General features: G+C 54.7%; 15 protein-coding genes. 9 read left to right on the top strand and 6 right to left on the bottom strand.

The annotated features are described in order from the left end of the window. The first annotated feature begins 3 nt into the window (after positions 1-3). The 4 genes from Enr10x_RS18425 (at position 4) to Enr10x_RS18440 (ending at position 5,781) form a co-directional block, all read left to right on the top strand. Positions 4-345: a hypothetical protein gene (locus Enr10x_RS18425; protein ID WP_145450962.1), complete on the top strand. Its 342-nt coding sequence runs from the start codon at positions 4-6 to the stop codon at positions 343-345. A gap of 208 nt (positions 346-553) precedes the next feature. After that, on the top strand, positions 554-2,737 hold the full coding sequence (locus Enr10x_RS18430) for a sialate O-acetylesterase (RefSeq protein ID WP_232093042.1): 2,184 nt from the start codon (positions 554-556) through the stop codon (positions 2,735-2,737). A 1,082-nt stretch (positions 2,738-3,819) separates the two neighbouring features. Next, entirely contained in the window at positions 3,820-4,320 is a 501-nt protein-coding gene (locus Enr10x_RS18435) for an FxsA family protein (RefSeq protein ID WP_145450963.1), read from the top strand. A 174-nt stretch (positions 4,321-4,494) separates the two neighbouring features. After that, the gene (locus Enr10x_RS18440; RefSeq protein ID WP_145111094.1) at positions 4,495-5,781 is read left to right on the top strand and encodes an outer membrane protein assembly factor BamB family protein; all 1,287 of its coding nucleotides are present in this window, start codon (positions 4,495-4,497) and stop codon (positions 5,779-5,781) included. 19 nt (positions 5,782-5,800) lie between these two features. On the opposite strand, the gene Enr10x_RS18445 is transcribed toward Enr10x_RS18440, so the two are convergent. The 5 genes from Enr10x_RS18445 to Enr10x_RS18465 form a co-directional block, all read right to left on the bottom strand. Beyond that, positions 5,801-6,226, bottom strand: coding sequence for a 3-hydroxyacyl-ACP dehydratase FabZ family protein (locus Enr10x_RS18445; protein WP_145111097.1), 426 nt, complete (start codon positions 6,224-6,226; stop codon positions 5,801-5,803). Positions 6,227-6,280: 54 nt separating this feature from the next. Beyond that, on the bottom strand, positions 6,281-7,708 hold the full coding sequence (locus Enr10x_RS18450) for a phytoene desaturase family protein (protein ID WP_145111100.1): 1,428 nt from the start codon (positions 7,706-7,708) through the stop codon (positions 6,281-6,283). Between the two features lie 249 nt (positions 7,709-7,957). After that, positions 7,958-9,343 carry a phytoene desaturase family protein gene (locus Enr10x_RS18455; RefSeq protein WP_145450964.1) on the bottom strand — a complete coding sequence of 462 codons (1,386 nt, stop codon included), beginning with the start codon at positions 9,341-9,343 and terminating at the stop codon, positions 7,958-7,960. Between the two features lie 21 nt (positions 9,344-9,364). Continuing rightward, positions 9,365-9,628 (bottom strand): acyl carrier protein, encoded by a 264-nt coding sequence (locus Enr10x_RS18460; protein WP_145111109.1) that lies wholly within the window; start codon positions 9,626-9,628, stop codon positions 9,365-9,367. A gap of 323 nt (positions 9,629-9,951) precedes the next feature. Next, positions 9,952-11,190 (bottom strand): beta-ketoacyl-[acyl-carrier-protein] synthase family protein, encoded by a 1,239-nt coding sequence (locus Enr10x_RS18465; RefSeq protein WP_145111112.1) that lies wholly within the window; start codon positions 11,188-11,190, stop codon positions 9,952-9,954. 483 nt (positions 11,191-11,673) lie between these two features. Here Enr10x_RS18465 and Enr10x_RS18470 point away from each other — a divergent pair, with 483 nt between their 5' ends. The 4 genes from Enr10x_RS18470 to Enr10x_RS18485 all read left to right on the top strand — a co-directional run bounded on the left by Enr10x_RS18470 (position 11,674) and on the right by Enr10x_RS18485 (position 18,666). After that, positions 11,674-12,243 carry a sigma-70 family RNA polymerase sigma factor gene (locus tag Enr10x_RS18470; protein WP_145450965.1) on the top strand — a complete coding sequence of 190 codons (570 nt, stop codon included), beginning with the start codon at positions 11,674-11,676 and terminating at the stop codon, positions 12,241-12,243. Continuing rightward, entirely contained in the window at positions 12,240-13,898 is a 1,659-nt protein-coding gene (locus Enr10x_RS18475; protein WP_197997276.1) for a LamG domain-containing protein, read from the top strand. Before Enr10x_RS18470 ends, Enr10x_RS18475 begins: the two co-directional genes overlap by 4 nt. 93 nt (positions 13,899-13,991) lie before the next feature. Continuing rightward, positions 13,992-17,114, top strand: a complete 3,123-nt coding sequence (locus Enr10x_RS30015) for a DUF1549 domain-containing protein (protein ID WP_197997277.1) — start codon at positions 13,992-13,994, stop codon at positions 17,112-17,114. Between the two features lie 64 nt (positions 17,115-17,178). After that, positions 17,179-18,666, top strand: a complete 1,488-nt coding sequence (locus Enr10x_RS18485) for a DUF1501 domain-containing protein (protein WP_145111122.1) — start codon at positions 17,179-17,181, stop codon at positions 18,664-18,666. A gap of 22 nt (positions 18,667-18,688) precedes the next feature. Here Enr10x_RS18485 and Enr10x_RS18490 read toward each other — a convergent pair whose 3' ends face one another. Further along, the gene (locus tag Enr10x_RS18490; RefSeq protein WP_145111125.1) at positions 18,689-19,450 is read right to left on the bottom strand and encodes an AraC family transcriptional regulator; all 762 of its coding nucleotides are present in this window, start codon (positions 19,448-19,450) and stop codon (positions 18,689-18,691) included. Between the two features lie 202 nt (positions 19,451-19,652). Between Enr10x_RS18490 and Enr10x_RS18495 the strand changes: the two genes are divergently transcribed. Continuing rightward, positions 19,653-21,029, top strand: coding sequence for a DUF1501 domain-containing protein (locus Enr10x_RS18495; RefSeq protein ID WP_145111128.1), 1,377 nt, complete (start codon positions 19,653-19,655; stop codon positions 21,027-21,029). The last annotated feature ends 12 nt before the right edge of the window (positions 21,030-21,041 follow it).

Genomic DNA, 21,041 nt, shown 5'->3' on the forward strand with positions numbered 1-21,041 from the left:
TGAATGACATTATCCAGACGCAATTCACGCAAGATCGTCGTCGATGACCGGGAATACCGCTGGAGCCCCTCACGGGACTCGGGGTTTATGGTCCTGGTGGTACAGCACAGTCCCGGTAACGGGAAGAAGCTGGAGATTGTGATCTCTGACGATCAGAACGTCATCGTTGAAAACGGCAGTTATTCCATCGAGTATGGCGCGGTGGACCAGTTGCTGATTACGCCGAAACTGGTCGAGACGCTGATCAGGGAGGCGATCAAAGCAGGCTGGAAACCGGAAGAGACCGGCCCCCCGGTACAGCTCAGCTTCCTGGAAGGGCATCTCGAAACGCGTCGGGGGCTGTAGTTTTTTTATACTACCACGAAAGTCACGAACCACACGAAAAAGTTAGTGATCGGTTTTGGTCTCCTGGAATACTGGTCCCTGTCCGACGTTCTCTGACATTCTGCTTGCGTTACAGGTATTGCTTGTGAATCATGGATAGCAGGATTATGATCGTGGATCCTGTGATTTACTCTGATATTCAACACCTGATATGGAATGAGTGCCTGCCATGCTGAAACTGCGCCGATTTGCTCTGCTGTTTGTGACCTCGTTTGTGCTCCTCTCCCTGCTTCCGGAAGTACGGGCGGATGTCCGACTGCCACATATCTTTGGGGACCATATGGTGCTGCAGCGGGGACAGGAGATTCCGGTTTGGGGCTGGGCGGATGCGGGTGAGAAGATCACCGTCAAACTGAAGGATGACAGCGTCGAGACCACCGCCGACGACCAGGGCAAGTGGATGGTGAAGCTGCCCGCCCAGGTGATGGGCGATCCCGTGACACTCACCGTGACGGGCAAGAACACCGTGACTTTCAAAGACGTGCTGCTGGGCGAAGTCTGGCTCTGCTCGGGGCAGTCGAACATGGAATGGCCGGTCTCGCGGAGCAATGATTTTGAAAATGAGCAGGCGGCTGCCAATTATCCGCTGATTCGGCATATCAAGATTCCACGGATTCCCAAAGGGTTTCCGCAGGATGATGTCACGGCTGAGTGGACCGTCTGTTCCCCCGAGACGGTGGGCGGCTATACGGCGGCGGGCTACTTTTTCGGACGCAGACTGCACAAGGAACTGAATGTGCCGATCGGGCTGGTCAATTCTTCCTGGGGCGGAACCCGCATTGAACCGTGGACACCTCCCGTCGGATTTGAAAAGGTGTCTGCGCTGGCAGCGATCTTTAAACAAGTCCAGCTGACCAATCCGGCGACTGGGGAATACAAGTCGGCCCTGGAAGGCTATCTGCAGCGACTGGATGCCTGGACGAAAGAGGCGAAAGTCGCCTTGAATGCAGAGACACCGCTGCAGCCGTCCCCCGCGTATCCTACGGCCATTCAGCCGCTGACGAGTCATACCTCGCCAACCACGCTGTATAACGGCATGATTCATCCGCTGGTCCCTTACGCGATGCGCGGGGCCATCTGGTACCAGGGGGAATCCAACCATGTCGAAGGGATGCTGTATTATGAAAAAATGAAGGCACTGATCGGCGGCTGGCGGGATGTCTGGAAGCAGGGCGAATTTCCCTTCCTGTACGTGCAGATCGCCCCTTATCATTATGGCAACGAATCGCCGACCATCCTGCCGCTGTTGTGGGAGGCCCAGAACAAGGCACTGGACATTCCCGGTACCGGTCAGGTCGTGATTCACGATATCGGTAATTTGAAGGACATTCACCCCAAAAACAAACAGGATGTCGGCGCGCGGCTGGCGCTGATCGCGCTGGCACAGACTTATGGTCAGAAAGACCTCGTCTATTCAGGACCGGTCTTTAAATCGCTCAAGCAGGAAGGCAACAAGCTGCGGGTCACCTTCGACCATGTGGGCAGCGGACTGGTCTCCCGTGACGGGAAGCCGTTGAGCTGGTTCGAAATCATCGGCAAAGAGACTGACTTCGTGCCCGCAGATGCAGTGATCGAGGGGGACTCGGTCGTACTCTCCTCCCCCAAGGTCAAAGAGGCGGCTGCCATGCGGTTTGGCTGGCACAAACTGGCCGAACCGAACCTGGCCAATAAAGAAGGCCTGCCCGCCGCTCCGTTCCGTGCCGGCGAAGTTCCGAAACGGGACTGGCTCTCGCTGAAGGTGGACGAAGCCAAAGATTATCAACTGATCTACGACCTCGATCTGAAGAACCTGGGTCGCGACATCAAATACACGCAGGATGCAAGCGGGAGCTTTACACAACCGTTCAACCGGATTGCTTATTTCCTGGAGCTGCAGAAAGTCGGCGAAGAGACAAAGTATGTCTATGTCTCGATGGACGCGTTTACCGACAATCTCAAGATGATCGGCGTGCCGACGCTGGAGAGCAAAGCGTTTTTCCAGACGAAGGTCGCGAATCTGAATGTAGTTTCGAATTTCGCCGGCATCGCGACAGGGACGGGACTGACAGGAGGGAACATCGAGTTCTGGCCTGGCAATTACGGCCCCACGAATTCGGCCAATATCCCGAACGCGAGTGCCAGCCTGTGGGACTTCGGCGATGAACCCTCTGAGCCCGCAGCCGGCTACGGCTGCATGCAGGTGCATAACTATGAGGCGAAACAGACGATCTTCGCCATCAACCAGTGGAACAGCGGTCCCAACGCAGACCTGGGCATTGGCAACAGCACCGGTCGCACTCGCGACTGGACGTTCATGTCGAATGCGTCACAGTACGATGTGAAGCGGTTGCGGGTGCTGGTGCGGCCGGAGTAGACGGGCTGTTGACGAGTTTGTTTTTTGCTACCACGAAAAGCACGAACGGCACGAAATTCTTTTCTTGCGTAGGGGCTGGCCTGTGTGCCTGCCCGCCTGTTGGGTTGCGGATTGCTATTTACCGGGGATGGATCCTGTTAAATGATTCCAGACTCCGTCAGATAACACCTCGATCCGCGGTCGACCACACAGGGTCGCCCCGACCGCGGATTTGGATTGATCGACGAAGCAATACTTGTGTGAGCAGTGCCTGGTTTTCAGCTGTGTGTGGCTGGTGCCGATGTTTATAATTCGCGGGTCTAATTTCTCTCATCGTTTTGTTGAGACGAATTGATCAAATCGCGGGAGCTGCGACCTCCTGCTCGCTGCGCTCGGTGTGGATTGCATCCGGGCTTACCCGTGGTTGTGTCGTGAGATGCATTGCTGACAGCACAGTTGGGCAAGCCAACTGTGCCACCCGTCGAATTACATTCGGGTGTACCCTTAGATTTTGATTGATCTCCTTTTCTCTGTTATGCGGGATGGGGTGTCAAATCGTGTTATTTTTAGCGTTATGCGGTTTTTTAGCGGGTTATATGCGGTAATAAGCGGTAAAAGTTGACCAGAAACGGAGTGCATCAATGAGCAGTTGTTTTTCAAATCGTGCTGAAACCAGAGGGTTTTATAGTGTGTCTGTGTCATTAGTTCTGAATGTTCCCGTCAAAAAAGTCGTTGCTCGCGCGCGACGCATAACCAGGCATTCTGGTCAGGTGCAGGGCTGTGTCCAGTCCAGTTTATTCAGTAGTGGGGAGGATATGTTGAGGTGGGATTTATTTAGACCAGCAGCACTGTTGGGCAAGCCAACAGTAGCACCCCCAGTGGTGGGGATAAGAGTCAATTAGAGGTGGGAAATGTTTACGTCTGCAGCACTGTCGGGCAAGCCGACAGTGGCACGCGTACCGTTTAGATGAGGGGGGGGATTTATTTTTTTCAGAAAAAAGGGAGCCCCAGTTGCGGAAGGTGGGGATGTTCAGAGCCGCCGGTTTGGTATAAAATGAGAACCGGTGCCTCGCTTTCAGTAACTTTTTTCCTGGTGACCGACTGTGCTGCTACGCCTGTTTCTGTTATTCACGCTGATCCCCCTGGCCGAGCTCTGGCTGCTGCTCTGGTTCAGTTCGCTGACCAGTCCTGCGGTCACGTTCGGTCTGGTGGTGGTGACGGGGATTCTGGGCGCGACCCTCGCGCGGAAACAGGGAGCGCAGGCCTGGAAGAAGATTCAGACGAACCTCGTGCAGGGACAACAGCCTACCGGCGTCGTGCTGGACGGCGTGATGATTCTGATCGCGGGAGCGTTTCTGATCACCCCTGGCATCATGACAGACATGCTCGGATTCGCATTACTCATTCCCCGCGTCCGCGATCTGCTAAAGGTCCATCTCGGGGAATGGATCCGGAAACGAGCCCTGATGCAAGTTCAGAGCCAGACGAGCTTTCATTCGAGCCACGCCGGCTTCCAGGACTTTGGCGGCTCTCACACCACGGTCAAAGAAGAAGATATCATCGATGTCGAGTTCGTTCGTAAAGAATCTTCAGAAACAGATTGAACCGGGTTTACAATTGCATCGGGTGTGCCGACTCCTATAATCAGAATGAGGTAGGAAACAAGGCCTGCACGTTAACTTCCTTAAGTTTTTACCCTCTGATGCAGCGGCGTTTTGTCGCTCGATCTACTCCCAACGTACCTTCCCGATTTTTCATTGTCGATTCAGGAATCTGTAATGTCTGCGTCCCACTTACGATGTCTGTTTTCCGCTGTCTGTCTGCTGGCGCTGGTTTTGTCTGCGTCCACACGTGCTGTTGCTGACGAACCTTACTGGAACCAGTTCCGGGGACCGCACGCAGACGGCACTTCAGAGGCAACTGGCCTCCCCACGACCTGGAGCGAAAAAGAGAACATCGTCTGGAAGACCGCGATTCACGGTCGGGCCTGGTCGTCGCCGGTGGTCTGGAAAGATCAGGTGTGGGTGACCACTTCAACCAAAGACGGCAAAGAACTGGGTGTGGTCTGCGTCGATTTCAACACGGGGAAGATTCTGATCGACAAGAAAATCTTCGACGTGGAAAAGCCGCAGTATATTGATCCGAGTAACTCGCATGCTTCGAGCACCCCGATCATCGAAGACGGCCGGATCTATGTGCACTATGGTGCTTACGGAACCGCCTGCCTGGATACCAGAAACGGAGCTATCCTCTGGGAACGTCGCGATTATCCCTGCAACCACTGGCGCGGCGCGGGATCGTCGCCGATCATCTACCAGAATCTGCTGATCCTGCAGTACGACGGTTACGATTACCAGTACATCGTCGCGCTGGATAAAGCGACCGGTAAAGAGGTCTGGAAGAAAGACCGCGACATTGATTACGGCACCAAGAACGGCGACTTTAAAAAAGCGTTCGCCACGCCGCGAATTATTGAATACGATGGTCGCGTGCAGCTGATCAGCCCGGCGGCCAAAGCGACGCTGTCTTACAATCCATTGACGGGAGAAGAGTACTGGAAATTTTATTATCCCCAGCACTCCGCTGCGAACCGTCCCCTGTTTGACGGCGAGAAAATCTACGTCGGCACCGGTTTCGGAAAAGCGCACCTGTATGCAGTCAATCCGGGTGGCAAGGGAGACGTCACCAAGTCGCACGTGAAATGGATCGAGCAGAAAGGGATTCCTTCCAAGCCGTCCCAGCTGCTGGTAGACGGCCTGATTTTCATGATCGACGACAAGGGGATCGCTTCGTGCCTGGAAGCAGAATCCGGCAAACTGGTCTGGAAAGAGCGGATGGACCGCAGTTCGTTTTCCGCATCGCCCATTTATGCAGACGGCAAGATCTACGCCCCGGATCGCGAAGGGGTGACGCGGGTGTTTGTTCCCGGCCGGGAATACAAGGAACTGGCGTCGAACAAGCTGGACGAAGGCTGTGTGGCTTCACTGGCGGTGGCCGGCAAGTCGCTGATTCTGCGGACTGAGCACTTCCTGTATCGAATTGAAGATTCGTCAGCCGGGAAATAGGCGACGCGTTCTCAATCGATTACGCGTCGGCCGCGGTCACTGCGAACTCAAGGCGGACGGCGGTCTCTTTACCGACGGAGAGTTTACCAGTGAAGAACCAGGCACCGCCCATTTTTTCATTGAGGCTCACCTGGATATCAACGGTCTCCCCCGGCTTGACCATCCGTCGGAACTTGGTGTTGTTCAGCCGGGTGGCAACGGGTACTTTGTCGCTGGACGGGGCGTCTGTTTTCGCGATGAAGACGGCAGCGGCCTGCATGGCGGCTTCACAGAGAATCACGCCGGGCAGAACCGGGTGGTTGGGATAGTGTCCCTGGAAGAGGTCCAGTTCGGGTGAGACGAACTTGCGGGCATGGATGCTGTTTTCATCCAGCGCGACGACTTCATCGAGCCACAGAAAAGGTTCCCGGTGCGGAATACAGGCTTTGATTTCATCCAGATTCACGAGATCGATCCGTTTCTATATTGTGAGCGGGGCTGTGCGGACAGGGACTGCCGATCAGATGCGGGCGGCAGCGGGAGTCAGATATTTATCGACATCGTTACTGACGATCACGCCGTAATTCACAGCGCCCAGCCAACCCGACATGATGATTCCGACCGAGCCGGCATGGTAGAGGCCTTCGATCTGTTCGGGGAGTTCCTTACTGACCTTGAGCCCTTCGAACTTGGTCCCGAACGACGCCCCCTGCAGATGCTGCGTGTAGCGTTTGAAGGTCCGCGGGGTGGAGGCTTCGAGGTGATCCACCCGATCGCGGATGTTGGGAACATACTGTTCGAGGCAGTCGAGCGTGGTTTCGATCAGATGATTCTTGTCGGCTTCGTACTGATCATCAGGAAGATCGGCCCAGTCGCTGAAATTGGCGTTGGTGGACGAGACGATCAGAGAGCGTTCGCTGCCGGGCCGGGTCTCGGGATAGTAGAACGAGAAGGTGCGGCTGCTGACTTCTTTACTGAGCATGGCTTTGATGTCGAAGCCTTTGTGCTCGGAATGGAAGAGCAGGTCGCCACAGAAATCGAGTTCGTCGCCCGGCTTGAGCGCGATGTAGACCTGCGTGCTGCTGTTGTTGAGACGGACGGCTTTGGTTTCCTCGACATACTCGGGATCGAAATGCTCTTCGCCCACGAGGTTGAGTATGGTGCCTTTGATGTTCGAGTTGGACATGATGGCTTTACAGCCGATGCGACGCCCGTTGACCACGACGCCGGTCACGCGACGGTCAGGAGTGACTTCGATCTTTTCGACCTGGGTGCGGATGCGGACATCGACACCGTTGCGTTCCATTTCGGCCTTGATCAGTTTGACCAGGTGATCGGTACCGCCACGGAAGGTATAGACGCCTTTCTGCATGAAGTTCGAGAAGACAATGCCGTAGGTGATGGCGGGATCTTCGAGAGTCGAACCGTTGGCGTAGGAGATCGGTTCCATCAGCAGGCGGACGACATCATCTCGGCCGGGGAAGAATTCTTCAAACAATTCGCGAGTGGTTTTGCCCTGATCGTCGAAGAAGTTCATCTTGCGGGCGGTGTCAAAGAAGTTTTTGACGGTTTCAGATTCGATGCCGAATTTTTCGATCAGCAGGCGGGTGAAGTCATCACGGGTGAAGGTGGTTTCCAGCGAGAACTGCGGATTTTCAAACCGGACACCCCGCAGGGGAACGATATTATCTGCGATCTCCTGGGTCCAGTATTTGCGACAGCTCTTCAGCATGCCATACGGGAAGCCATGGAGCGAAATGTCAAAGATGTGCCCGTTCTGCCGTTTGAACCAGGTGGCCATGCCCCCGAGCTGATAATGATGTTCCAGCAGCAGCACGGAGTAACCCTGCCGGGCCAGAATGTTGGCGGAGGTCATGCCTGCCAGACCACTACCAATGACGATGACATCGTATTCGTCTTTTGCGTCTTTCAAAAAGTCTTTGGCCATAATATTTCAGCGTCGTATACAGTTCAGCAGATAAGAAAAATCAGGACCGTGAGGGACCCCAGGTCCGGGCGTAAGATGATAACGTTGCTTCTCCTGTTTATCGAAAATCAGGGAGTTTGTCTACTATACCAGAGTAAAAGCGAATACTGTGACAAAAGTGTGACAATTCCAGGGCGGAGAGTTATAGAAATACTGGATTTATCGCACAGTGAAGCAGAGGTACAGCATGTCAGAAAACAGGGAATCGGCTTACTTTGCGTTCAGCAAGTGCAGATTGGCGATACTGATTCCGGAGAGCATAGAACCGATGATGCCCAGGAAGCCCTGATCGGTACCACACAGAAAGAGGTTGTCGAGGGGCGTGGTGCCATCCAGGATTTTCTGTGGTGCCCCGTAGACACAGCCGTTAATGTGGCCGGTGAATTTTTTGATCGTGCGGGGGGTAAACGTGTCCACATCGACCACGTGCGGACGAAAGTCGGGAATGTAACGCAACGAGGATTCAAGAATCTGGTCGTACCAGTATTTCTTCTCGGCGATGTATTTATCCTCGGGCAGATTCATCCAGTAATCGGGATTGGCGAGAGCCGTGATGCGGATCGAGCCTTCTTCGAGGGGCTGATCGTACTCGAAATTGTTGGGCGAGCAGATAATGCCGCTGCGGACGTCGACGGGTTCCTGCGACTGCTCGTAGTAGAAATCTTCCGAATCGTTGTAGAAGACGATCGTTTCCTCATGCCCCAGTTCCGCAGGCTGTTTATCGAGCACGGAGATGGTTTCGACAAAGGAAATCTCACCCGGGATGAAACGCTCGTCGGCAGTCACTTCGGCACCGCACAACTGAAGCGTTTCTGCGGATCCGGCCGAGGAGAGGACGTTTTTCGCTTCGAGGATCTGCCCGTCATCGAGCATGACGCCGGTGACATGCTTGCCGTCGTTGAGCAGTTGCTGGACTCCGGCGCGAAGCTTGAGTTCACCGCCGAGCTCTTTGAATTTGCGAACCAGGTTTTTCAGGATCAGCCGCACGCCTTTGTAAGGGCGGGCAAAGCCTTCCTGATAGATGCTGCGGAACATGATCACGAACTGGTTGAAGTCCATATCGTACTCAGAGGGACTGCCGTAAAACATCAGCGGGCAGAGCAGCATGTTGATCAGCAGCGGATCGGAAATCTGTTCGGCCATGCGTTCTCGGGCCGAGATCCAGGTCTGTCCGAGATCGCCGATATTGTGGGAGTCGATGTCTGCGACGAGTCGACGGAAGCCGTCGATCTGGCTGGGGAACTGTTCGGCAATCTGGGCTTCGAAATAATCGAACTGATTATTGAACCGCAGGGTATGCCCGGGAAAGACGACCGAGGAGCCACATTGCGGGCTGAGGTCGAAGTCGTCCCACTGAAAACGGAGTTGCCTGAGAATCTTATTCAGAGGGCCCCGTTTTCCGCCTGGCGGCGAATAATTGGTGACGGCGTGCAGACCGACATCATGATTGCAACCGCGCAGGCGATAGAAGGAATTCAATCCGCCGATGGTGGTGTGCCGTTCCAGAATGCACACCTGCTTCCCGTAGTACGCCAGTCGGATCCCCGCAGCCAGCCCGGAAAGGCCGGCACCAATAATAATCGAATCGTAGGTCATGGCGTCGGGAAGGTTGGAGAATCAGACGGTGCTTTCCGCATCCTTCAGGAGGGGAGTCAGGTAGGTAACAGTGCTGTCCATGGTTACCAGTTCGCCGTAGTCTTCTTCCGGAATCTGTACGCGATAGAGTTTACGCAACTCCATGACGATATCCAGAAAGTCCATGCTGTCCAGTTCCATCTGTTCCCGAAATGGAACGCTGTCATCGAGTTCCGAAAGATCTTCATCGGGAGCAATTCGAGCCAAGATATCCAAGATAACCGATCTGATTTGTTCCGGCGCCATGCAGAAACTCCAAACTTTCTAAAAATCCTGTTACGTCGATCTCAAACAGCGAAATGTACAGATTCACTGTGAAACCCTGAGAGGGGAAGCCTCTTATAGCAAACCAACAACCTCCCCGCCAGAAGCCGGGAAACAAAAACCCGCCCCTCACGGGAAATACTATAACTTGATCTAAACCGAGATTTAAACCGACTCAGGCAGTAAGAACGCAGAGTTTTTCAGAAAATCTGCACAGATACGGCCTATTTGTGAAAGGAAGCTTGGTTTATGCAGAAAACCAGCCTGCATCGGAGAGAAAAAGCAGAGATTGTCTACCGGTCAGTTCAGGTAGCGTACTTTTTCACAATCAGGACGGAATTGATGCCCAGCATCCCGAAGGAGTTATTCAGAATGCACTCGACCTGCTCCAGTTGTCGCGGTTCATTGGCGACGATCTGGGTCAGTTTGCACTCCGGATCCTGCTCATCCAGGTTCAGTGTCGCATGAGCGATTCCATCTTCAAAGGCCGGCAGATTCCCCAGCAGTTCCAGTGCGCCAGCGGCCCCCATCGCATGTCCGATAAAGCTCTTAGTGTTGTTGATCGCCAGATTCGGGCAATCTCCAAAGACGGAGGCGAGGGCTTTCGCTTCTTCGATATCTCCCTGCTGGGTGGCGGTCGCGTGACTGCTGACGATATCGATGTCGGAGGGTTCCAGACCGGCACGGTCGAGGGCCAGGCGGATGCATTCTGCCTGACGCGAGGAATTGGGGAGCACAAAATCGCTGGCATCGGAATTCATGGCGTAGCCGACGATTTCCCCGTAAATAGTGGCTCCACGGGCCAGGGCATCGGGGAGTCGTTCCAATGTACATACTGCGCCCCCTTCGGCGACGACGATTCCATTACGGTCTACATCAAAGGGACGACAGGCTTTCGTTGGGTCTTCATTGACGGCCAGTGCCCCCTGGCTCTGGAAGCTGGCAAAAATCCCGAAAGTGTGAATACTCTCGGAAACACCGCCACACAGGGCCAGATCGACTTCGTTCAGCCGCAGCATCTGCACCCCCTGAATAAAGCCGGCATTTCCTGCGGCACAGGCAGCCCCCAGCGTGAGGTGGGGGCCGGTAATGCCCATATTCAAGGTCACTTCACCAGCTGGATTGTTGGCGACAGTGCGGGGATTATGATGGTGCGACCAGACCTTGGTATCGTAATCGAACTGCGAAATTTCGTAGACTTCGTTCTCGGTTTCGACGTTGCCATGCTCGGTAATGCCGAGATAAACGCCTACCCGGTCCCGGGCGACATTTTCCCAGTCGAGGCCGGAGGCATTCACAGCTTCATTCGCACAATAGACGGCAATCGAGCCGGCTCGCGTGCCCCGCCGGACCTCTTTGCGTTTCTGATACCGCAGGTCATCGAAATCACAGACACCGGCGAGGACATGCCCCATATAGCGAATGTCGTAATCCACGACTCCCGAACGTCCTGCCAGCAGACTTTGCCGAAATTCCTCCAGATTATTGCCATTCGGAGCTGTCAGGCCAATTCCGGTAATGACAATCCGGCTTTGATCATCCATTGATTGATACCACTCTGATCGATGTATGTTGTCATGAAGATTACAGGCTGCACGATCGAATCTGCCGCGCAGGGGTGAAGTGTTAAATGATAACTCAAGGAGAGTACCCGTTCTACTGTAAACACGCAAGTGGCGCGGCAAACGAGATTTGTGATTGAAGGTAGAATGCAGGACAGTCTGAAAACAGTCGCTGGATGAGAATCGTCGATCTCATGATATGAGTCGCGGGAATCTCTGATAGTTCTTTTCGAGATCCAGAAGACTTCACATTCGCCACGACATTGAACAACTGTCTGTCTGCAAATCGAGCTGTTCGGGCAGAAGGTGATACCCAGAGACCTGAAAAGCCGGATATAATCTAATTTCTTATAAAGCGATGCAATTCAGGGACTTATATGAAACAGTGATCTTAGATTCAGCTGGAGATGTGAAAAAATCCTGATTGGAACCGTCCAATCTCCGCCTTTGTGTACGATTATCAGTATGGAACCAAGCGCAGACACAACTGGAAATCCCGAAACGGCAGCAGCTGGCGTGCCCGATGAGCATTTCGTCTCATTGCTGGCGAGGCACCATAGTCTGGTCCGCGGCTTTATCGGGACACTTCTCCCCCATCAGACCGATGCGGAAGATGTTTTCCAGCAGACCTGCCTGGTTCTGTGGCGAAAATGGAAGACATTCGATGCCACCCAGAGCTTTGCCTCCTGGGCCTGCGGGATTGCCTTTTATGAGGTCAAGAATTTCCAGCGAGTCCAGAGCCGGGATCGCCACTATTTCTCTGATGAGGTTCTCTCGCTGATCGCAGCCCAGCAGAACAAGTCGCTTCCGGAGTCGGAACAGCGAAAACAGGTGCTGCAGGACTGCATCCAGAAACTGGACCAGGAGAACCGCAAACTGATTCTCGACTGCTATCACGGTCAACAGACAATTCAGGAAGTAGCAGATCAACTGGGCCGCTCGCGAGATGCGATTTATAAAAAGCTGGCCCGTCTGCGAGTCAAACTCATGGAATGCATGCAGCAGTCATTACCATCCGCGGAGGCAGGTTCATGATCAACTCCCCTTCTCCCGACAATAGAACCATTCAACTGATTGATGCCCTGCTCCAGGAAACCATCAGTGCCGAACAGCAGGCGGAACTGGAACAGATTCTGAAAGCGGATCCCGAGCAGAGACAGCTCTACGTCGATTATCTGCAGGTGCATTCCGGCCTGTCCAGCTGGGCTGCTGAGACACGCGAAGCAGATCCGTGGGTCCCGCAGCCGGTTGAGACGCGAACTGATTCCCAGTGGAATCCTTCGCGTTTTGTACTGCTGTTGCTCTCCTCCGTCGTCGCGGCGACACTCCTGCTGTCTCTCTCTTACTACGCCGGCTGGAGTATTGGCTCCGGGCAAGAATCACACATCTCGAATACTTCGGAAACGAAATCCGCTGAGGACTCTCCCGCAGCCAGTGAGCCGCAAACCGATCACATCGCTCAGCTCACGCAAGCCGTGGGAGTCGAATGGGACACGCCCCGCGATCTTCAGACCGGAGCCGGCTTACCGGCTGGATGGCTGAAACTGAAACGAGGCACGATTCAGGTAGAAATGATCAGTGGCGCTTCAGTCCTGGTCGAAGGCCCCGCTGCCATCAAGCTGATTTCGCCCCTCAAAGCATTCTGCCAGTACGGCAAGGTACGGGCCTCGGTTCCGGAGCAGGCGCATGGTTTTTCCGTCGCCACTTCCCGGCTGAACGTCGTTGATCTGGGAACCGAATTCACACTCTCCCTGGATGAAACGGGTAACGGGCAGGTGCAGGTCATCGACGGAGAAGTCGAACTGCACGCTGCCGACCAGCAAAAAAGTAACACACCGCTGCAAAGTCTGAAAACCGGCGAAGGCGTGCGTTTCGATACCGAAGGTTCGCTCAACCAGTTGCAGGAAGCGATTCGTCCGCTGATTGACCTGGAAGAACTGTCACAACTGGCGGCCCGGCAGCAGGAACGACAGCTGTCGCAGTGGCGTGAGCAGAACGCACAACTCAAAACCGATGCCAGCCTGCTGGCCTATTATGATTTTGAAGAACCATCCAACTGGGTCCGGACCCTGAAAAACAAGAGCCAGCAGCCGCTCTCCTCTGCCACGGACGGGGCGATTGTCGGCTGCCAGTGGACTTCGGGACGCTGGCCCGATAAACGGGGGCTGGAATTCAAACGGACCAGCGACCGCGTGCGGCTGCAGATTCCGGGTGAATACCAGTCCCTGACGTTCATGGCCTGGGTCCGCATCGAAGGCTTTGATCGCTGGCTCAGTTCACTGATGCTGACGGATGGCTTCAATCCCGGTAACCCGCACTGGCAGTTGAGCGACAAGGGAGAAATTATTCTGGGCGTGAATACAGGCGAGGTGAAGAACTTTTTCTCCCCCGTCGTCCTGCAGCCCGCCGATTTGGGCCGCTGGATTTTTCTGGTCACGGTTTATGATCATCAAAAACGGGAAGTCGTGCATTACCTGGATGGCACTCCCGTAAGCCACCATCATATTGAGAAGCCGGTCCCGCTGGTCATCGGACCTGCCGAGATTGGCAACTGGCGACCGCAGAACCATTCGGGCGCACACAGCATTCGCAGCCTGAATGGCCGCCTCGATGAATTTGCCGTCTTCGGACGGGCACTTTCCGCAGACGAGATTTCCAGACTATACCAGGCCGGAAAACCGAGTTCCTGATTGATTTCCCGGCACCATTTTAGTGACATAGTTAAAGAGACCTGACACACCTGAACTTCATTCCCGACGAATCTTCAAGACGAAGAGGCCTTGATGCGAAACTTTACCCTCGCGCTCATGTTGTTATTCACCAGCCTGTCTTCCAGCGAGCTGACTGCTGCGGAAAAGAAACCGGTACTCCCGGCTGACCATGCGAAACGGATGCAGCAGGGCCTGGAACTGTTCAAGAAAGAAGTCCGCCCGCTGCTGGCAGCCAAATGTCTGAAATGTCATGGCGGCCAGTCCGTCAAAGGAGACTTCGACCTGTCTACCCGCAAGAAGCTGCTCGACAGCGGTATGATTGAGAAGACTGGTAAAGAGAGCTATCTGATGGCGCTGGTCGAACACCGCGAAGAACCATATATGCCACTGAAGGAGAAAAAGCTCAGCGAGAAAGAGATCGCCAGTCTGTCGAAATGGATCGACCTGGGAGCGCCCTACGACAAGCCGCTGGCGACCGGAGACAAAGCGGAAGACGGTCCGCTCGCGGTGACCGACGACGATCGTCGGTTCTGGTCCTTTCAGCCGCTCAGTCAGCCAGCGATCCCCAAAGTGAAATCCAACAAGTGGGCGCGCAATGAAATCGACCATTTCATCCTGGCAAAACAGCAGGAAAAAGGACTGACGCCGAATGCTGAAGTCAGCAAACGGACCTACATCCGCCGCGCTTACTTTGATTTAATCGGCCTGCCCCCCACTCCGGCTGAGATTAAAGAGTTTCTGGCCGACCAATCGCCCGACGCGTATGAAAAACTGATCGACCGGCTGCTGGCCAGCCCGCATTACGGCGAACGCTGGGCCCGGCACTGGCTCGACATCGCCCGTTTTGCAGAGAGTCATGGCTTCGAACATGACTACGACCGCAATTACGCTTATCACTACCGTGATTTCGTGATCAAGGCCCTCAACCAGGATATGCCTTACGATCAATTCGTCCGCTGGCAGCTGGCCGGCGATGAAATTGCCCCTGACAATCCGCTGGCTCTGATGGCGACTGGCTTTCTCGGTGCGGGAGTATTCCCGACCCAGATTACGGCAAACGAAGTCGAACGGACACGCTATGACGCCCTGGACGACATGCTGAATACGACCGGCCTGGCGATGCTGGGACTGAGCGTGGGCTGTGCCCGCTGCCACGACCATAAGTTTGATCCAATCCCCAGCAGCGATTATTACCGAATGCTCTCGACGTTCACGACCACGGTCCGGACGGAGATTGAAGTTGATCTCGATCCCGAAAAATACCAGCGGGAAAAAGCCGCCTTTGACAAGGTGCACGCCCCGCTGGTCAAAGCGTTACGCGAATACGAAAGCGGTCAACTGAATCCGAAATTCGAACAGTGGCTCAAACAGGGGAAGGTTGACACCAGTCATCTCGATGATTGGATTGTCCCCGAAGTGACCAGCCATTCATCCAAGGGGAAAGCCCGCTTTGAAAAACTGGATGACGGCTCGATCCTGGTCAGTGGTCCGAATATCAACCAGGACCACTTTACATTCCGCCTGAAAACCAGCGTCAGTCCGCTGCGTTCGATCCGCCTGGAAACATTGACGCACCGCAGCCTGCCTCACCAGGGCCCCGGTCGCGCTGTGAACGGCAACTTCTCGCTGACCGCCTTTAAGGTCAAAGCCAAACCAGTGGGAGATAAAAAGGCCAAAAGTCAGGATATCAAACTGACGAACGCCCGCGCCACGCATGAGCAGAACCAGACCACGCTCTCGGCAGCCAGTGCGATTGACGGACAATACGGGTCCGGCTGGGCGGTTGACCTGGGAGGCATCGGAAAAGACCAGGCGATAGTCTTCGATCTCGAAACACCGCTGGAATTTGAAGGGGAAACTGAGCTGACGATTACAATGTCATTCACCAACAACGTGAATCACAGTATCGGGCATCCACGGTTTTCGGTCACCAGTGCCAGTTCCCCGGCTGTGAAAACCAGCTCTGGCAGTCCCGAACAGCTGGCCCAGGCGCTGCAACTTGTGCAGAAGGGGGAGCTGACGAAACTGGATGCCGGCCTGAAGCAAATTCTGAAGCGTTTTTACGAGGCTCAGGATCCGGAGTGGGTCGCGCTGTCCGGCAAGGTAGAACAGCATCTGAAAACCGAACCGCAGCCGGCGTTGACGAAAGTCATGATCTGCAGCGAAGGTCCCGACATCAAACCGGTGCGGCACCACAGTCAGGGGAAAGACTTTTTTGACGAGACTTATCACCTCACGCGAGGCGACACGGATCAGAAAGGAAAAGTAGCGCAGCAGGGCTTTCTGCAGGTGCTGATGCGAACACCGAAAGAAGAACAGAAGTGGATCGAAGCGCCCCCTGAATCGGCAAGCACCTCTTACCGCCGGACCTCGCTGGCGAACTGGATGACCGATACAAAACAGGGCGCCGGATCATTACTGGCCCGCGTGATGGTGAACCGACTCTGGCAGCATCACATGGGAACCGGCATCGTCAGCACTCCGAACGACTTCGGTCTGCAGGGGGAACGTCCTACGCATCCGGAATTGCTGGACTTCCTGGCGAATCAGCTGGTCAAACACCAGTGGCACCTCAAGCCGTTGCATAAAGAGATCATGCTCAGCGCCACTTATCGGCAGTCGACCGACTTCGATGCAGACAAAGCAAAGCTGGATCCGGAAAACAAACTCCACTGGCGGCGCACGCCCCAACGGCTGGAAGGAGAGGCAATTCGCGACTCGATCCTCTATGTCGGCGATCGGCTGGACATGACCATGTATGGCCCCGGTTCGCTCAAGACTGATAACCAGCGTCGCAGTATCTATTTCAAGATCAAACGCAGTCAGCTGATTCCGATGATGCAGCTGTTCGATGCCCCGGAGGCGCTGGTCAGCATTGGCCAGCGGTCGAGTACCACAATTGCGCCGCAGGCCCTGCTGTTCATGAATGCCGACTTCATCCGCGAGAGTGCGAAGTCCTTCGCCCAACGTGTGCAGAAGCTGCAGCCGGACTCGCTCGAAGAGGCGGTCGCTGATGCCTACCAGATTGCCCTGGGACGCAAACCGACGGCCAGTGAAACCGCAATTTCAGTCGAGTTCATCCGTCAGCATCAGCAGTCGTACGAAGCCGAACAGAAGCCGGAAGCGAAATTACTCGCACTCACCGATTTCACCCATGCCTTGATCAGCACCAACGAATTCATTTACCCAAACTAACGTCGACTTTCTGTGAGACCGCATTAAACAGTCAGCAATATTGAATTACTCCTGGAGGAACAGGATGTCACAACCCATAACAGAACTGCCCACAATCTCACTCAACCAGTTACTGGCCCGACGACAACTGCTCAAACGGGCCGGCAGCGGGCTCGGCACGCTGGGCCTGCTCAGTCTTCTGCAACAGGAAGGAATTCTGGAAACCAGCCAGGCGGCGCCTTCTCTGCAGGCCACGAATCCGCTGGCCCCGAAGCAGCCCCATATGCCCGCCAAAGCGAAAGCGGTCATCTGGCTGTTTATTAACGGCGGTCCCAGCCAGGTCGATACGTGGGATTACAAACCCGAACTCGAAAAGCGGGACGGCGTGGCCCTGGAAGGTTTTGACAACAAGACTGGCTTCTTCCAGAACGCGGTGGGACCGTTGATGAAGAGTCCTTTCAAATTCAAACAGTATGGTGAATCGGGGAAGTGGGTCTCGGACATTTTCCCACATCTGTCCCAGCATGTGGACAAGATGGCGTTCATTCATTCCGGTTTCACAGAGTCGAATAACCACAGCCCGGCCCTGTTCATGATGAATTGTGGTGTGCCCAAAATGGGGCATCCCTGTGTCGGCTCGTGGGTGACTTACGGTCTCGGTTCGGAAAGTGACAGCCTGCCCGCGTTCGTGGTGATGTCGGATCCGCTGGGAAGAGGCTTACCCAAGGGTCAGAGTCTGAACTGGGGTGCCGGTTTTCTGCCCAGCGTTTTTCAGGGCACCTATTTGAGGCCGACCGGTGAGCCGATCGATAACCTACAGCCGCCAGCCGTCTTAACACACAAGGGACGCCAGCGTTCGCAGCTTGACCTGGTAAAAGCACTGAACCGTCAACATCTGGAGCGAAACGAAAGTGATCAGGAACTGGCGGCCCGCATTGAGAGTTTTGAACTCGCTTATCGCATGCAGAGTGCAGCTCCCGAAGCGTTGGATATTTCCCGCGAGCCGAAACACCTGCAGGAACAGTATGGCATTGGTGACAAAAAGTGCGAGCACTTTGCAAAGCAGTGCCTGATCGCCCGACGAATGGTCGAACGCGGCACCCGTTTCGTACAGATCTACTCCGGCGGCATGGAGAACCAGCGGAGCTGGGACGGACACCAGGACATTAAAGGGAACCACAGTGGTTTTGCCGGCGAAACGGATCAACCGATCGCGGCGCTGCTGGGTGATCTGGAAGCACGCGGGCTCCTCGATGAAACGCTGGTGATCTGGGGTGGTGAATTCGGTCGCCTGCCGATCGCTCAGAAAGGGGCGAATCCCGGACGCGATCATAACCCGCACGCTTTCACCACCTGGCTGGCCGGTGGGGGAGTGAAAGCGGGGACGACCTACGGTGCCACCGATGAGATCGGCTTCAAAGCAGCAGAGAACAAAGTGCATGTAAATGATCTGCACGCCACGATTTTAAGACTGCTGGGGATGGATCATGAGAAGCTGACCTATCTCTACAGTGGGCGTCGGTTCCGTCTGACCGATGTAGGAGGTCATGTGATTGACGAACTGATTGCCTGAACTGCTGTCTGAAACAGTGTCTTCAGGCCATTTCGGTTTCCTGCCGGAATCGCTTGCGATACTCAGAAGGCGAGAGGCCCATCAGATTGACGAACTGTTTGGTGAAATAACTCTGATCATAAAAGCCGGATTCGAGTGCGATTTCGGAGACCCGTTTTTCGGTTCGCGTCAACAGTTGACAGGCGGCATTGATGCGGACCCGCAGAATGTATTTTTGAGGAGTAATCTGATACAGCTTTTTGAATTTCCGATCGAGCTGACTGACCGATAAAAAGATCAGGTCGGCCAGATCGGAGATCTGGATGCGTTCCTGGTAATGTTCCAGAACGTAGGCGATGACCTGGTCCAGTTCCTGGTAGGATTGAAATTCGGAGCCGGCCACTTTGATATCCCGCAAGACACCCGCCACACCGATGACTTTGCCGCCATCACCAAACAGGGGGATTTTGCTGCACAGATACCATTTGAGATTTCCCTGACGATCGGGGATCAACCAGACCTGATTGGGAAGTGGAGAAGCGGATTCCATCACCCGTTGATCTTCGGCTACGTACTGTTCCGCGAGGTCTTTGGGATGGATATCATAATCGGTCTTGCCGATGATGTCCGCTTCGCGGGGAATCGCACGCACGTCCATCCAGGCGCGACTGATTTTGATAAAACGTCCCTGGGCGTCCTTGGCAAAGAAATAGGCATCGGGAATATAGTTGAAGAGTTCTTCCAGATGGAGTTTGTTGTCAAGGCGTTTCAGGAAATCGTCGCGGAATTTCTGAGGATCTTGCATGCGTAAATAATACAAATTTATGCGTCATTCCTACAAGACGATGTTGATCTTTGCGTCTACGATATGCGAAAATAAACGAATCAGGGTTTTCTTGCGCGTGTGGGATATTCGCGCGACGGTTCCGAATCAGTCGAAATGAAATTGACCAGTTGATTCTGCCGCTTTCAGATCCGAATTCGTATTCCAAACATTGAGGTTCATCATGCTGAAGTTCACTGGCAAAGGCACAGCGCAAACCTGTAGCGGAGTTACCCGCAGAGACTTTCTGCAAGTCGGTTCGTTAGGCGCGATGGGACTTTCACTCCCGCAATACCTGGAAGCCAAAGAACGCGGGCTGGTCGACAAGAAAAACGACAACCGGGCGGCGATCATGATCTTCAATCTGGGTGCTCCCAGCCAGCTCGATACGTTCGACATGAAGCCGGACGCCCCCTCAGAAATCCGGGGCCCCTTCAAACCCATTGACACCGCTTCACCGGACGTCAACATTTCTGAAATCTTCCCGCTGCATGCGCGAGTTGCGGATAAATTTTCGCTGGTCCGTTCCTGCTACCATACTGCCGCTGCCGTTCACGATGCCGGCTGGCAGATGATGCAGACCGGGCGGTTGTTCACAGGCGGAATCAATACGCCCCATATCGGCTCCGTAGTCGATTATCTGCGGGGTCGCAAAACCGACCTGCCAGCTAACGTCGTCCTGCCGGAAACCATGGGCCGTGGAGGCGGAAATCTGCCCAATGGCCAGGCGGGTGGTTTCCTGGGTAAAGCCTATGATCCGTTTGCCCTGATGGCTGATCCTTCCAAGCCGAATTTCAAAGTTCCCGATATGCTGCCTCCCCAGGAGATCGGCACCGCCCGTCTGGAACGGCGTCGTAAAATCCGGGATGTGGTCGACAGCACCATCGATCATTTCGAATCAACCGAAGACGCGAAACTGCTCAACGGCAATTTCCACTCTGCCTACCGCCTGATGACCAGTAAAGAGGCCCGCGAAGCCTTCGATCTGTCGAAGGAGCCCACCAAAGTCCGTGAGCGTTACGGCATGAACCGGTTTGGGCAATGCTGCCTGTTGTCCCGCCGCCTGGTGGAATCGGGAGTACGGTTCGTGACGATCAATACCTTCCTGACTGTGTTCAACGAAATCACCTGGGATATTCACGGCTCCAAACCATTTACCTCGATTGAGGGGATGAAGAATATTGTGGCTCCCATGTACGACCAGGCCTACAGTGCCCTGATCGAAGACCTGTATGACCGGGGGATGCTGGACGAAACCCTGGTCTGCAACGTGTCTGAATTCGGTCGTACCCCCAAAGTCAATCCAGCCGGAGGCCGTGACCACTGGCCTCAATGTTTTACCTGTTACTTTGCCGGCGGTGGCGTTCAGGGTGGACGTGTCGTCGGTAGCAGCGATCCGATTGGTGGTGTGCCTGCAGATCGACCGGTTTCTCCCGGGGATCTGGCAGCGACCGTTTACCACAGTCTCGGTTTCGATCTGCACACGGTGCTCCCCGGCCCGGCCGGTCGCCCCTTCCCCCTGGTGGATGTGGGTAAGCAGGAAATCCGCGAATTGTTTTAACGCGTAACCTCA

This window comes from Gimesia panareensis (genome assembly GCF_007748155.1).
GTDB classification, from domain to species: Bacteria; Planctomycetota; Planctomycetia; order Planctomycetales; family Planctomycetaceae; genus Gimesia; species Gimesia panareensis.